Source organism: Panacibacter microcysteis (genome assembly GCF_015831355.1).
In the GTDB taxonomy this organism is placed as follows: domain Bacteria; phylum Bacteroidota; class Bacteroidia; order Chitinophagales; family Chitinophagaceae; genus Panacibacter; species Panacibacter microcysteis.
Genome location: NZ_JADWYR010000001.1, coordinates 824,768 through 838,567, shown reverse-complemented (window position 1 = coordinate 838,567; position 13,800 = coordinate 824,768). Strand labels below are relative to the sequence as shown.

The following is a 13,800-nucleotide window of genomic DNA, read 5'->3' as shown; positions in this document are numbered from 1 at the left end:
TGCGACGCAACAGGCGATGCCATCATAAACAACAGCCTGGTAACAAAAAGATTTATTGCAGTTTTGCGAGTGCGGCATCCAGCTTTTCGAAAACAGGTTCTATTTCTTCCAGGCGGCATGTGCCCACACTTAACCTGTACCATGGAGAATTGTTTTCTGCACCGAAGGCGTAGAAGGGCACCACAGCAAGTTTTGCCTCATTCAAAATATAATCTGTTACATCATGCTGTGTTTGTAATACATGGGTGCCATGCTTTTTGCCGGTGAGGTCAATTTTTATGGTTAGGTATATGGCTGCCTGTGGTGCAATTGCATCTACAGCATATCCTTTTTCCCTCAGGGTTATAAAGCCTTCGTAGATTTTTATAAGGCGCTCTTCCAGGGCGGCCCTGAACTGCGTAAGATAAGCGTCTACGGCTGTAGTTTGTAAAAGGTAAGCGGCTACCGCTTTTTGCTCTGCCATTGGCGCCCACGCACCTACGTGGCTTAGCAATGCTTTCATTTTGGCAATAACATGCGACGGCCCCAGTGCCCAGCCCACACGTACGCCTGTAGCTGCAAAAACCTTTGAAATGCCATCGATAAAAATGGTATAAGGTTTTATGGCAGGCCTTAATTCGAGCGGGTTGTAGTGTACCGTTTTACCATAAGTAAGCATACAATACATCTGGTCAAACATAAGGTAAAGCTTTTTCTCCCCCGGCCCGCGACTGGCGTTTTCTGCTATAATAAGGTCACAGATTTTTTCGAGTTCTTCTTTTTGAAGTGTTGTGCCTGTTGGGTTTTGCGGTGTGCATAAACAGATCAGCGCAGCACCTTTTATGTGTTTTGCAATATCTTCTGCACGGGGCATGAAGTTGTTTTCTGGCGTAGCATCTATCAGGCAATGCTCTGCACCATTCATACTGGTGTAGTGGTTATTATTCCAGGATGGAACGGCATAAATAACCTTATCGCCCGGGTCTGCCACTGTTTTAAACAGCGTGTAAATAAGTGGTCTGCCACCGGAAGCAATGAGTATTTCATTAAGCTCAAAATCCTGGTGCTGATACCTGTTGATGAATTGCTTTACGGCATTCCTTAATTCAAATACGCCATCTGCAGGCGGGTAATTGGTATAATGACTTCTGTAAGCATCCACTATAAGGTTTTCCAGTTCCTGCGGAATAGGAAAGACGTTTGGATCAAAATCTCCGATAGTAAAGTTGTAAATCTTTTCGCCCTGTCTTTTTCTTTCGTTGATCGCATTTCCAAGTTTCACAATTTCAGAACCTATAAGGGTTTCGGCTAGCCGGCTTAATTTAGTCATAGCGTCGAAGGAATTATTGCCGTGCAAAAGTACGGTAGCATGTGTTTAAATGAAAGATAAAATGATAATATCAGTAAAATGGTGTAATGCTGTTTGCCCCTGGTGTGAAAAATCACATACGCATATGTGATTTTTCACGTTTATGGATGTTTGTATACCACTTTATTTTGCATAATACCATTATCTATTATTTATTAACCCCTCAAATGTTATTTTATGGCAACCTGGCAAGAAGTAAAAAACAAGGTACAGGCATTCAGAAGTTATGTGCAAGGTTTAACACCTAATGCAAAATCTGCTGCTAAGTATTCTTTCATGATCAGTAAAGACGACATTAAAGAACTGATCGACCAGGCAGGCGGTGTAACACAACTGGATGGTTTACGTGCCTACATTGGTGCCGACACCATTGAAGGCCAGATGGTACCCACCGTTTATTTTGTAGCCGTTCAAAAAGCGGGTACTGACCAGTACAACGATTATGATCTGACGATGACGGTGCCGACAGGCAGCACACCGTTGATTGGCAAAACAAGACCATGCCCTACGATGTGCAGTAGTGCGAACTTTCTTAATTCTTAGCATTATGGCAGACATGTTCTGCCATAATTTTTTCAATGTGCAATAAATGAACATGGCTGATTGGTTTCTAAATTATTCTGATACATATATGCCGCTGTTAGCATTGCTGGCATCACTTTTTTTTATATCCTTCATGGACAAAAAAGAGTACCTGCTGGTAGCCTATTTATCTGTCTGTTTTGTTGTGTTCCTTGTTACCAACCTGCTTGCAGATAAGGGTATAAACAACATGTATTTTTATCATTTCTTTTCCCTTTTCGAGATTGCTTTGCTCGGGTATTATTTTATCAGATGCTTACTGAAGAAGTCAATTGTTTTGTATTGGCTTATACTCGGTGGGTACACGATTTTCTGGTACATCAATATTGTAATCTTTGAACCGCTGGCTGTTTTCAACAGCAATTCATCAGTAGTAGCCAATCTTATAATATTGCTGTTGTCCATGTACAGTCTTTTCGAGATATCAAAAAGCGAAGATGTATTATACTTTCAGCGCCTGCCAAATTTCTGGATTAGCAGTGCATTTCTTGTATCTTGTGCCTTAAGTATTTTTGGCTTTGTTGCCTATAAATACCTGCAGGTAAACAATTACCGTGATGATGCAAACAGAATATGGCTTGTTCCGTTATCTTCAAGTATTATTCGTTTTGTTTTTATTACAATAGGCCTTTTATGTTACAAACGCCGCCGTTCTATATCATCAACCTGATCATTGCTGGCTGCGCCATCATTCTGTTTTTCCTGTTTTTTTTCTACCTCTTCTTTATACAATCGCAGCGTAGAAAAATCCTGCACCAAAAGCAAATGCTCGATCTTAAAGTACAGTTTGAACAAACGATTTTACAATCGCAAATAGAAATACAGGAGCAAACGTTTCGCAACATCAGCCAGGAAATACACGACAATATTGGCCAGGTATTGAGCCTTGCAAAGCTCAATCTCAATACCATTCCACACGATAATGCAACAGACAAGATTTTGCTCACAGAAGAGCTGTTGGGAAAAGCCATTAACGACCTGCGCGATCTTAGTAAAAGCCTGCACCCGGAGAAAATATCAGACATTGGCCTGGTAAATGCAACGCGCCACGAACTATTCATCCTGCAACGTGTGTCAAAGCTCAAAACCGAACTGATAGCAGATGAGTCTGAGATCAACGTAGAACCTAACAAGTCTGTCATTGTTTTTCGTATGATACAGGAAATGCTGCACAATGCATTGAAGCATGCAAAGGCTTCTAAAATTGTAGTTACCATGCGCCAGCATACAGGGCAAACATTTATTGAAATAAAAGATGATGGTATTGGATTCGATGTTGCAACTTTGCAGGGAACCAAAACCGGCATCGGGCTGAAAAGTATGGAGCAACGATGTAAGCTTATGCATGCAACGCTCGATATACAATCAGCAACCGGTAAAGGAACTGCTATACAACTGCATATTAATAACAGTTAATCCTCATTATGAAAAAAGTTGCACTTGTTGATGACCATGCCCTCCTCAGAAGCGGTCTTGCCAGTGTTATCAACAGTTTTGGTGAATACCAGGTAATTTTTGAAGCAGACAATGGCAAGCAATTTATAGAAAGCATTAAAACCAAAGGCAAACCCGAAGTTGTGCTGCTCGATATAAATATGCCCGAAATGGATGGTTTTGCTACCGCCAACTGGTTAAAAAATAACGCACCTGATATTCGTGTGCTGGTACTTTCTATGCTTGATAATGACACCGCCATCATCAAAATGCTGCAGAGTGGTGCAAAAGGCTATATTTTAAAAGACAGCAAGCCAGATATTTTACGCAATGCATTAAGAGATGTTACAGAGAAAGGTTTTTTCTTCAATGACCTGGTAAGTAACAAGCTTATGCATATGATGAGCAAAGGCCCCAACGACAGCAATGAAATGATCTTCCTGAGCGATAAAGAACTTGAGTTTTTAAAGTGGTGCTGCACCGAAAAGTCGTACAAAGAAATTGCAGATGTAATGAATATTACCACCAGGGCAGTAGAATCTTTGCGAAGCAACCTGTTTGATAAACTCGGAACATTATCGAGAGTGGGGTTGGTAATGTATGCAATACGCAACGGCATAATTACGCTGTAATTTTTTTTGAGCCGGCAGTACATCTTTATTCACCGCCTGTTGTGTCACTCACTTGTACTGTATAACTATATGCAGCAAGGGCCACCTTGCTGCCGTTGTACAACCATCCGGCAGCTAAAGTGTTGAATTGCTATCAGCGTTCTTTCAAAACATGCAGGCTACGCTTCGGTCTTCGCGTTTGTTCAATATTGAGCTGAACGTTGAAGCGTGCCACGCAACAAAAGTTCAATGCTTATTCAACAGCCGGGTACATAAATCTTTTACATATTTCTCCTGTATTGACCACCCACTTCATACAGTGCATTGGTAACCTGGCCAAGACTGCAATACTTTACTGTTTCCATCAGTTCTTCAAACATATTTCCGTTATTAACGGCCACTTCTTTCAACCTTTTCAGCGCATCTGCACTTTTGTCTTCATTGCGTTTCCAGAATGCCTGCAAATTTTGTATCTGCTGTTCTTTTTCTTCTCTTGTACTGCGTATTACCTCAGAAGGAATAATGGTAGGAGAGCCTTTTTTGTTGAGGAAAGTATTTACACCTACCAGCGGTAGTTCTCCTGTATGTTTCATGTGTTCATAGTGCAGGCTTTCTTCCTGTATTTTATTACGCTGGTACATACGCTCCATGGCACCCAGTACACCACCACGTTCGGTAATGCGGTCAAATTCTTTCATTACGGCTTCTTCAACAAGGTCTGTAAGTTCTTCTATAAGGAAAGCGCCCTGGTTAGGGTTTTCATTTTTTGCTGTACCCAGCTCGCGGTTTATGATTAATTGTATTGCCATTGCACGGCGTACACTTTCTTCTGTTGGTGTTGTAATGGCCTCGTCGTAAGCATTTGTGTGCAGGGAATTGCAGTTGTCATAAATAGCATACAGGGCCTGTAAAGTAGTGCGTATATCGTTAAAATCTATTTCCTGTGCATGCAAGCTTCTGCCGCTTGTTTGAATGTGGTATTTCAACATCTGGCTACGCTTATTAGCCTTGTATTTGTACTTCATTGCTTTTGCCCATATACGCCTTGCTACACGCCCTATAACACTGTATTCGGGGTCCATGCCATTGCTGAAAAAGAAAGACAGGTTTGGCGCAAAATCATCAATATGCATTCCGCGGCTGAGGTAATACTCTACGTAGGTAAATCCGTTTGCCAGCGTAAAGGCGAGCTGCGTTACAGGATTGGCACCGGCTTCTGCAATGTGGTAACCACTGATACTAACACTGTAAAAATTGCGCACATTTTTTTCGATGAAGTATTGTTGCACATCGCCCATTAGTTTAAGGGCAAATTCGGTAGAGAATATGCAGGTATTTTGCGCCTGGTCTTCTTTTAAAATGTCTGCCTGTACGGTGCCGCGTACCTGTGCAAGTGCATTTGCTTTAATAGTATTGTAAACATCCTGCGGTAAAACTTCATCGCCACTAAGGCCAAGCAGTTTTAAGCCAAGGCCGTTATTGCCTTCGGGCAATCTTTCCGGCGAGGATGGGTTGTAATAAACCGGCCTGGGCAAATGCCTGTATTTCTTTTCAAATGCCTCATCAACCATAGACCATTTATCATTTGCTTCTATCCATTTCTCGCACTGCTGGTCAATGGCCGCATTCATAAAGAATGCCAGCAACATAGGCGCCGGCCCGTTAATGGTCATGCTTACAGAAGTCCTGGGGTCGCAAAGATCGAAACCACTGTATAGTTTTTTTGCATCGTCAACATTTGCAATACTTACACCACTGTTACCAACTTTGCCATAAATATCGGGGCGGTATGCGGGGTCTTCGCCATATAACGTAACGCTGTCGAACGCCGTAGATAAACGTTTTGCAGGCTGCCCCTGCGATACGTAATGAAAACGTTTATTGGTTCGCTCCGGGCCGCCTTCTCCGGCAAACATACGGGTGGGGTCTTCGCCTTCGCGCTTCAGCGGAAACACACCGGCTGTGTAAGGAAATTCTCCGGGAATATTTTCCTGTAGCTGCCATGTAAGTATGTCGCCCCAGTCTTTATATTTTGGTAATATCACTTTCCGGATTTTCAGTCCGCTTAATGATGTGCCGGTCAGCGGCTGTTGAATTATTTTATCACGAACCTTGTATTCAAAATTGTCTTTGCTGTATATTTCCTGCAGGCTGCTCCAGTTGTCTACCAGTTTTTTATTTTCCGGTAATAACTTTACAGCATAGCTGTTATACAACTCGTCTAATGCGGATCTGGCGGCAGCCATATTAGCCTCATCTGCGGCAGTAATGGTACCGTCTATTTTGTACAATGCAGAAGCAATTGCTGATTGCTCTTTTACAGAGTCGTTGTAGCTTTTTACCGCAGCGGTTATTTCACTCAGGTAGCGCACCCTTGCAGGCGGAATAATCAATGATTTACTTACCGTGTCTTTGTGTGTAAAATGCGTAACGTCTCCGAAGGTTGTTTTGGTTTTGGCCGCAACTGCATGAATAATTTTTTCAAATAGTTCGTTAATGCCGGCATCATTAAATTGCGATGCAATGGTTCCTATTACCGGTAAAGCTTCGTCTTTCGCGCTCCATAAACCATGATTGCGTTTGTATTGTTTTCTAACGTCTGCCAACGCATCCAATGCACCTGCTTTATCAAATTTATTAATGGCAATCACATCAGCATAATCCAGCATGTTAATCTTTTCCAACTGAGATGCAGCGCCATATTCAGGGGTCATTACATATAGGCTTACATCACAGTAATCCAGTATCGATGCATCGCTTTGGCCAACACCAGCACTCTCAAGTATAATAAAATCAAATCCGGCCTCTTTGCATACATCAATAGCTTCCTGTACATGCCCGCTCAATGCGCGGTCGCTTTCCCTTGTAGCAAGGCTGCGCATATATGCACGTGGGTGATGGATAGCGTTCATTCTTATCCTGTCTCCCAATAATGCACCGCCCGTTTTTTTCTTTGATGGATCAACCGAAATTACCGCAATTGTTTTATCCGGAAACGTATGGAGAAACCGGCGCACAATTTCATCGGTCACGCTGCTTTTTCCTGCACCACCGGTACCGGTAATGCCCAAAACAGGCGTTATGTGTGTAACAATAATGGAATCGTTTGCCTTGTTGTTTTCAGCGTTCGATATCTTTCGTGCAATCTTTCTTACATCTTTCCATTCTCCTAAATTCATGGCAGTGTTAAAATTGTTGGGATTGCCGTTTACCTCAAAATCACAGGAAGAAAGTAGGTGTTCTATCATTCCCTCCAAACCCATTTGCCTGCCATCATCCGGAGAATAGATTTTGGTGATTCCATATTTATGCAACTCCTGTATTTCATTTGGTAAAATTGTACCGCCGCCACCACCAAATATTTTTATATGCCCGCAACCATTTTCATCCAGCAGGTCTTTCATATACTTAAAAAATTCCACATGCCCGCCCTGGTAGCTGGTAATGGCTATGCCTTGCGCATCTTCTTCTATAGCACATTCCACAATTTCCGCAACAGACCTGTTATGCCCGAGGTGAATGATCTCGGCGCCTTTGCTTTGCATAATGCGGCGCATAATATTAATGGCAGCATCATGCCCGTCAAACAAAGAAGCGGCTGTAACAATCCTGATTTTATGCTGAGGTGTATAAGACATAGCTGCAATATTTAAAGCGCCAAAACTACGTAATTACTTACGCTATTAACAGGCGTTAGTATTGTTTTTTAAAAGAAGGTATGGGCCAGGCTGCAGAATAAGCATTAAACTTTCGTTGCGTCGCACTCTTGTGCGTTTAGTTCTTTACTGAACAACACGAAGATTGAAGCGAATTGGCTGAATAAATGAGTGTGCTGAACAGAACGCGCAAGTGAGTGATACAATTTTTTTCTGCTGACATAAGGCTGTCATATGCCTGTGGTTGCTTTGTATAAAATAACCACTATGCAGGTAAAAACATTTCCACCAATGAAAGTAATGTTCTTCACCACAAAAACCACGCTGGAAGAACTGGAACAGTATGTTTATCAGGTTGCCGAAAAGTTATATGCAGATATATGCAGGCTGCAACTTATACCAGCCGGGCCACAGTTCTGGACGTATATTGGAATGGATGGCAACCCGGCTACAACGTTTACACTCGAAATTGCGGTGCCTGTAAGTAAAAAACCACGGCTGCAACCTGTATTTCAGTTTAAAGAAGTGCCTGCTTTTACATGCGCCACTGCTGTGCATTATGGCTCGTGGGATGAATTGGGTAAAACCTATGCAGCTATAATGCCTTCATTATTGCAGCAACAACAGCTAACCGGCTTTACAAGAGAAATTTATTTGAATATAGATTTTGATAATCCCGCAAATAATATTACAGAAATCCAAATAGGCATTAATTAAAACAAAAAAAATGAAAAAGATGTTGATGTGTACTTCACTGATGCTATTAAATCTTTGTGTAAAATCACAAACACCACAGGTAAAAATGAACGCAGGAATAGTAACGGCCAAACTTGCTGAAACAAAAAAATTTTACCAGTCGGTACTTGGTTTTGGCGTAACATTCGAAAATGACTTTTACCTGCTTATGCATACGCCGGGGCATACGGCCGAGATCAGTTTTTTATTACCCGATCATCCGTCTCAGCAACCCATTTTTAAAAAACCTTTTGATGGAAAAGGTTTATACCTTACCATTGAAACCCCTGATGCAGATGCTGAGTTTGAGCGCATTAAAAAACTTGGCGTAAAGGTAGAAGTGCCCATAAGAGATGAGCCCTGGGGCGACAGGCATTTTGCTTTTTATGATCCTAATGGTATTGGTATAGATGTGGTACAATACAAAAGACCTCAATAATCAGCGCTGTTTAATGACTGGTATGTTAATCACGCTGCTTATATCTCTCGGGTCTATTGATTGCAGATCGCCGGGTCTGTTAAACCTGTATCTTCTGCCGGTGAAACCGCCTGTAACTGTAAGTGCGGTTTTGCCAATATACTCAAACACAGTATTTGAGGATGGTGCACCAGGGGATAAATGATTAGCAGTGTTTGTATTTGCCAACTGGCTTCTTTTGCTTCCACAGTTACACATAGTTTTGCAATTTTAGTGTGATGGTTTATCGGATGAATGTTTAGTTATTATAATGACTGCATATGCAGTATCGAAGATGCATCCTGCAATACAGTACAAGTGTGCGACGCAACAGCAGCTTAATGTTTGTTCAACAGCCGGGTTCAACATTTTTTCTTTCTATTCTTCAAAGTAATCTGCCCTGGGCGGCTCATTGCTTTTAGTGGTTGCCTGCTCCAGTAAGCATGCAGCGCCCGAAAGAGCAAGCCAGCACAGTATTTTTTCCTGCCAGGATAAACCGAGCCATATACCAAAAGGCAAAGCGATCCATATGCTTAAACAATAAAAGCAGTCGAGCAGGCTTCCGAAGAAGCCTGCTCCTGCTTTTTTACGCATGAGAAAAATGATATCAAACGGACCATCTTCTTTGCCGAGCATATGCGTGATACGCCAGACTGCAAAAACGGAAAGTATAAGATATGCAATGTTCATATTAGCTGTTTGCATGTTCCAGTGCGAAGGCTGCAGTCCACGAACTGTCGTATTCATGCAGCCTGCGTGTGCCATCTGTTGCCAATGCTGTAACATAAAGGTTCTCTGCAAATGCTGCATGCCTGCAGGTGCCCAGTAAATCTGCAACATCTACCTGTTTGGTGAATTTACCGGCTGCCAGTGTGTAGCCTTGTGCGGTACTGCCAATGACCATACCACCTGTATTAGCATCGGGGCATGGATTGTTATTGCCGCGCACTACAGTAAAGCTGAGTGTTGCAAAGTTATTTGGGTGTGTTGCCGCAAAAGAAAATTTCACTTTAGAGCTGTTCTTATGCTTGTATTCGGCAAACCCGCATTCCGTGTCTGATGTTGCAGTAGTGCCATCGTTATTGATAACGGTTACATTGTCAATGGATGCATCAGTAGGATTGTTATCAACCCTGAAGGTCATTTTGAAGCCAAATGCATTTGCGGCGATACCTGTATCCTGTATAATATAATCCGCGGTATTAAAATCAGGATACGCTGCGCTCGTAAATCCTGTATTTGAGAGCGGTAAAGAGAGTGTTGTATCGTCCGGGTTTGGCACCTGGAAGGTAGACTTGGGTACACTTACTCTTTCAGGAAGGCCAGCTGTAATCCTGTATAATTCAAATTTAAAATCATACATATCATCCTGCAGGTTGGTGGAATCTATAGAAGCAATTGCGAATGCTTCTGTAAGCCAGCCACGGAAAATGAGCGTGCCGGAAGGTGCAGGAAGACCCGGCTGTGTAGCAGCATCGTGGTGAGGAATGACATAAAGACCGGAGTAGGATGCATCTTTAAGATCGAAGCTCTTACGCTGCTGGAATGGCGGATTGATGCCATCATCAATTTCATCTTCATAATAACGCGGCAGCGGGTTGTCCAGGATGGTCCAGTTTGCGGGAACATCTGCATCGCTGTTTTTCTTATAAGAACAACGGAAGTGCGTAACGCCGCTCGTATGCAGTGTAGTGCCAAAATCTGCAATAACATTCAGCCCGCCACCAAAAGGATTGAGGTACCGAACGCCGGGAACATCAAGGTAAACGTTAGTAAGTCCTTTGGCGTCGAATGATACACCCTGCACAGTTTGGGTGGCACTTCTCTGCAATATATGGCTGGTATAGGCATTGTTACCAATGCTTAGAATTTCAGCAATCTCACCGCGTACATCGGCCCTGCCGCAATGTGGTACGCGGCTGTCGGTAACAGTAATGTTTATTGGAGTACCACAGGTGTAATCCCAGTGTGTATGGCAGGCGCGGCCTGGATTATACACAGTGACCCATTGGCCATCGATAAAATATTCCACCCAAACATACACGTCGGGTTTATCTCCAAAGCAATAGTAATACACATCTGTATCGAAGCGGCCATCACTATCTGTTTCAATCATGGCAAGCTCATCGCAGCTATAGAAGTATGGCCATAGCCATTGCCAATAACAGATGTAAGGATAGATGAGCTGGAAATTGTCAGCCAGTTCAAGACGAAGGTGATAGGCAGAATTGCCTGAGGCGAGTTGTGCTTTAAAATTGTTTTGTGCAAGTGATGCAGCGGAAGCAGTATTGATGCTTTGCGCTTGTGTGTTGCTTTGCATTGCGCTGCGCGATGCAAGCGCATTGATGCGTTCTGCCGGGAAACGAATGTCAGCACCTTTTAGCGGACCGGGATCGGGGATGGGCGGCACAGGCCATTTAATGGCTACGATCTCATCTCTAATCCTGTAAATAATATCATCTGGTAATTGCCAGATAATGATCGGCCACCTGTCAACTTCGCAAATATGTACCCTGGCTTTGCAAACCGGCAATACCTGCAATGCACCACCAATAAATACCTGTTTGGTTACACGACCTGTAACCCTGCATGTGCACCACCACCAGAATTTGTAATTAAGTTCCGGGATGGGCAGCAGTTCAACTTTTTCTTTGAACAGGTTACGGGTGTTGATGTAGGGTTGATAGGCATTTATTTTCTCCAGGTCTTTGAGTGAAGGAACGCCTTGTTTGTTTGCAGGCGCTATATACACCCGTGAATTTTGGAGATCATCACCGGCGGATGACAGGACAAAGTTGCCTTCTTTATCTACTTCTGCAGACTCCAGGTGATTACCTGATTTGTCGTACACGTGCGCGGCAAGCGGAATGTAGCCTTTTGGCTGGCCTTCAAATTTTACAGAAAACTGAAGGCGGTTTTCGTTTTGTTTTTTCATTGTTAGCGGTTAATTAGAATAGTGAATAAAAGTGTAGCGGTATTTTAGCGGGCAGTTGTATTATAAGCAGCAGGTTAAGGGTTGCGTCACTGCACAGGGTGCAGTGACGCAGGTGTTGGTTGTTTTCATTGGTTAGAAGGAAGCGGTGTTTTTCATACGTTAGTTTTTCTTGAAATTATCTTGGATAAAAACGGGCAATTATCATTCGGTTGCGGATACAAAGTAAATGCAAGCAATTGCTGTTTGCAAGGTGATTATACACAAAACTGAGGGTGATTTTTCACCGCGTTGAAGAGTAGTTTTACGATGCTGCACCGGAGTGCCCAATAGAGTGAAAGGCGTTGAAGTGAGTGACACAACCACAGCTTAATAGCAGTACTGACGCTGGTAACCAAAAAAAACCGCCGCCTCAGACGAAGGCAGCGGGGGTGTTTGATTTTTCTAAAAAGCCTAAAGTCAAACTAATTGAATGTTGTTGGAAAAGTATAATTCATTACATGTTGAATTTTTTGCTGCCAATACTGAGCATGTGAAGGTTTATTGTTGATGTGCCGGGTACGGCCTGTTTGTTTCACGGATTGTTGGTTAACAACTTAAAGTGGTGTAAATATATAGTTTTTTTATAATGAAACGTAGATAACGAACATTTATTTCCAATAAGGTTAGCGGGGCTTTAACCATCTTTCAGGATCCATGTTAACGCCTTTTTCATTGGTAACCATAAAGATGATCTGCCCATCTCCACTCATGCCTGCAACTGCCTTTCCCAGTACCTTGCCCGGTTTAACTGCCTGCCCTTTGGCTACGGTAACACCGGCAATATTTGTGTAGGTAGTAAAATATTTTCCATGTCTTATTACAACGGCCTGCCCGTTACCGATATCAAAAACGGCTGATACCTCACCATCTGCCACGTTTTTGATGTTTGAGCCTACGGGCAGCGTTATTTCTACACCTGGCATATCTCCTTTAAGCTTGGTACCGGGAACAATGTAAGGCCCAAAATGTGTTGATACAAAACCCTGGTCGGCGGGCCAGGGCAAACGACCCCTGTTGTTTTCGAAATTGATTGATATGTTTGCTTCTTCTGTAGTTGACTCGAACGGGCTATAGGTACGATCAGATTTTGTGGTGGTCATTCCTGCAACAGGATCTCCGCTTTTGATGCTGGATTTTACTTCAGCATCTTTATTGCCATTTTCTTTAGCAGTACCGTTGTTTGCGGCATTGTTTGCTGCCTGCTGCTGGGCAAGCCTTTTCTTTCGTTCTTCTTCTTCTTTCTTTTTTGCAAGGGCAATTTCACGCTTAATGATGGTTTGCAGGGCCCTGTTTAATTCCTGTCTTGTTTTTTCTTTTGTCTTTAGCTGTGCGGCTATATCTTTTTCCTGCCCTTTTAAATTTTTCAATACTTCATCTTTCTCTTTTTTATCAGACTCGAGCACTGTTAATTGTTTGCCCTGTTCTTTTAAAGTATTGTTTTTCTCCAGCCTGTTACTGGTAAGTACTTTTGTTTGCCTGTCCAGCACCGACTGTGTTTGTTTGATGGCATCTACCTGTGTTTCTCTATATTGGCGGTAGCTTTTGAGATAGGTAACTCTTTTGATGGCGTCGTTGAAGGAAGCTGCCGAAAAAAGGAAATTCAGGTATTCGTAGCTGCTCCTGTTTTTATAAGCAAATACCAGGCTTTTTGCATACTGACCTTTAAGTGTATCCAGTTCTTTATTGAGGCGGTAAATCTCTACCTGGTTTAAGTATATATTGTCTGTTAAACGCTTCAGATCTTTGTTGATGTTATTGATAAGCTCCTGGCGTGCCTGGATTTTTCTTTGTACTGCATTGTATTGTGCCAGCGATTGCTTTTTATTCTTTTTAATGTCTCCAAGCGTTTTGTTCAGGGAAGCAATCTCCTGCATTAACTGTTGCTGTTTTTTCTGTATGTCTTCTTTCGATTCCTGGGCTACGGCAGCAAAAGCGAGTAGTGATGATAAAAGGGCTATGCAAAGTTTTCTTATCATAACAGATGAAGTTAATGTGGGCTAATA

The 13,800-nt window shown here is 42.6% G+C and carries 12 protein-coding genes; 6 read left to right on the top strand and 6 right to left on the bottom strand.

The genetic code is table 11. The features are described from left to right. Nucleotides 1–52: 52 nt before the first annotated feature. Nucleotides 53–1,309, bottom strand: coding sequence for a pyridoxal phosphate-dependent aminotransferase (locus tag I5907_RS03420; protein ID WP_196989323.1), 1,257 nt, complete (start codon nucleotides 1,307–1,309; stop codon nucleotides 53–55). A gap of 216 nt (nucleotides 1,310–1,525) precedes the next feature. Between I5907_RS03420 and I5907_RS03415 the strand changes: the two genes are divergently transcribed. From I5907_RS03415 to I5907_RS03400, 4 genes are read left to right on the top strand one after another with little or no spacing between them, the layout of a single operon-like run. Beyond that, entirely contained in the window at nucleotides 1,526–1,891 is a 366-nt protein-coding gene (locus I5907_RS03415) for a hypothetical protein (protein ID WP_196989322.1), read from the top strand. A gap of 52 nt (nucleotides 1,892–1,943) precedes the next feature. Next, nucleotides 1,944–2,600 carry a hypothetical protein gene (locus tag I5907_RS03410; RefSeq protein WP_196989321.1) on the top strand — a complete coding sequence of 219 codons (657 nt, stop codon included), beginning with the start codon at nucleotides 1,944–1,946 and terminating at the stop codon, nucleotides 2,598–2,600. After that, nucleotides 2,564–3,346, top strand: a complete 783-nt coding sequence (locus tag I5907_RS03405; protein ID WP_196989320.1) for a sensor histidine kinase — start codon at nucleotides 2,564–2,566, stop codon at nucleotides 3,344–3,346. The genes I5907_RS03410 and I5907_RS03405 overlap by 37 nt, the downstream gene beginning before the upstream one ends. Nucleotides 3,347–3,354: 8 nt before the next feature. Then, on the top strand, nucleotides 3,355–3,996 hold the full coding sequence (locus I5907_RS03400) for a response regulator (protein ID WP_196989319.1): 642 nt from the start codon (nucleotides 3,355–3,357) through the stop codon (nucleotides 3,994–3,996). Nucleotides 3,997–4,256: 260 nt separating this feature from the next. Here I5907_RS03400 and I5907_RS03395 read toward each other — a convergent pair whose 3' ends face one another. Next, entirely contained in the window at nucleotides 4,257–7,613 is a 3,357-nt protein-coding gene (locus I5907_RS03395; protein WP_196989318.1) for a methylmalonyl-CoA mutase family protein, read from the bottom strand. Nucleotides 7,614–7,898: 285 nt separating this feature from the next. Between I5907_RS03395 and I5907_RS03390 the strand changes: the two genes are divergently transcribed. Together I5907_RS03390 and I5907_RS03385 are read left to right on the top strand one after the other, a co-directional pair. Then, the gene (locus I5907_RS03390; protein WP_196989317.1) at nucleotides 7,899–8,348 is read left to right on the top strand and encodes a GyrI-like domain-containing protein; all 450 of its coding nucleotides are present in this window, start codon (nucleotides 7,899–7,901) and stop codon (nucleotides 8,346–8,348) included. A gap of 10 nt (nucleotides 8,349–8,358) precedes the next feature. Then, nucleotides 8,359–8,805: a VOC family protein gene (locus I5907_RS03385; RefSeq protein WP_196989316.1), complete on the top strand. Its 447-nt coding sequence runs from the start codon at nucleotides 8,359–8,361 to the stop codon at nucleotides 8,803–8,805. Here the strand turns inward: I5907_RS03385 and I5907_RS03380 are convergent, their stop codons facing one another. From I5907_RS03380 to I5907_RS03365, 4 genes are all read right to left on the bottom strand, one after another. Beyond that, nucleotides 8,806–9,012: a hypothetical protein gene (locus tag I5907_RS03380; RefSeq protein WP_196989315.1), complete on the bottom strand. Its 207-nt coding sequence runs from the start codon at nucleotides 9,010–9,012 to the stop codon at nucleotides 8,806–8,808. 189 nt (nucleotides 9,013–9,201) lie between these two features. Further along, entirely contained in the window at nucleotides 9,202–9,513 is a 312-nt protein-coding gene (locus I5907_RS03375) for a DUF1360 domain-containing protein (protein WP_196989314.1), read from the bottom strand. A gap of 1 nt (nucleotide 9,514) precedes the next feature. Then, a complete protein-coding gene (locus tag I5907_RS03370; protein ID WP_196989313.1) occupies nucleotides 9,515–11,758 on the bottom strand; it encodes a hypothetical protein in 2,244 nt (747 codons plus the stop codon). A 662-nt stretch (nucleotides 11,759–12,420) separates the two neighbouring features. Further along, on the bottom strand, nucleotides 12,421–13,773 hold the full coding sequence (locus tag I5907_RS03365; protein ID WP_196989312.1) for a murein hydrolase activator EnvC family protein: 1,353 nt from the start codon (nucleotides 13,771–13,773) through the stop codon (nucleotides 12,421–12,423). Nucleotides 13,774–13,800 lie beyond the last annotated feature (27 nt).

Excerpts from the sequence above, each read along its gene's own strand:
- I5907_RS03420 (WP_196989323.1), bottom strand. The coding sequence starts at position 1,309 with ATGACTAAATTAAGCCGGCTAGCCGAAACCCTTATAGGTTCTGAAATT.
- I5907_RS03415 (WP_196989322.1), top strand. The coding sequence starts at position 1,526 with ATGGCAACCTGGCAAGAAGTAAAAAACAAGGTACAGGCATTCAGAAGT.
- I5907_RS03410 (WP_196989321.1), top strand. The coding sequence starts at position 1,944 with ATGGCTGATTGGTTTCTAAATTATTCTGATACATATATGCCGCTGTTA.
- I5907_RS03405 (WP_196989320.1), top strand. The coding sequence starts at position 2,564 with ATGTTACAAACGCCGCCGTTCTATATCATCAACCTGATCATTGCTGGC.
- I5907_RS03400 (WP_196989319.1), top strand. The coding sequence starts at position 3,355 with ATGAAAAAAGTTGCACTTGTTGATGACCATGCCCTCCTCAGAAGCGGT.
- I5907_RS03395 (WP_196989318.1), bottom strand. The coding sequence starts at position 7,613 with ATGTCTTATACACCTCAGCATAAAATCAGGATTGTTACAGCCGCTTCT.
- I5907_RS03390 (WP_196989317.1), top strand. The coding sequence starts at position 7,899 with ATGCAGGTAAAAACATTTCCACCAATGAAAGTAATGTTCTTCACCACA.
- I5907_RS03385 (WP_196989316.1), top strand. The coding sequence starts at position 8,359 with ATGAAAAAGATGTTGATGTGTACTTCACTGATGCTATTAAATCTTTGT.
- I5907_RS03375 (WP_196989314.1), bottom strand. The coding sequence starts at position 9,513 with ATGAACATTGCATATCTTATACTTTCCGTTTTTGCAGTCTGGCGTATC.
- I5907_RS03370 (WP_196989313.1), bottom strand. The coding sequence starts at position 11,758 with ATGAAAAAACAAAACGAAAACCGCCTTCAGTTTTCTGTAAAATTTGAA.
- I5907_RS03365 (WP_196989312.1), bottom strand. The coding sequence starts at position 13,773 with ATGATAAGAAAACTTTGCATAGCCCTTTTATCATCACTACTCGCTTTT.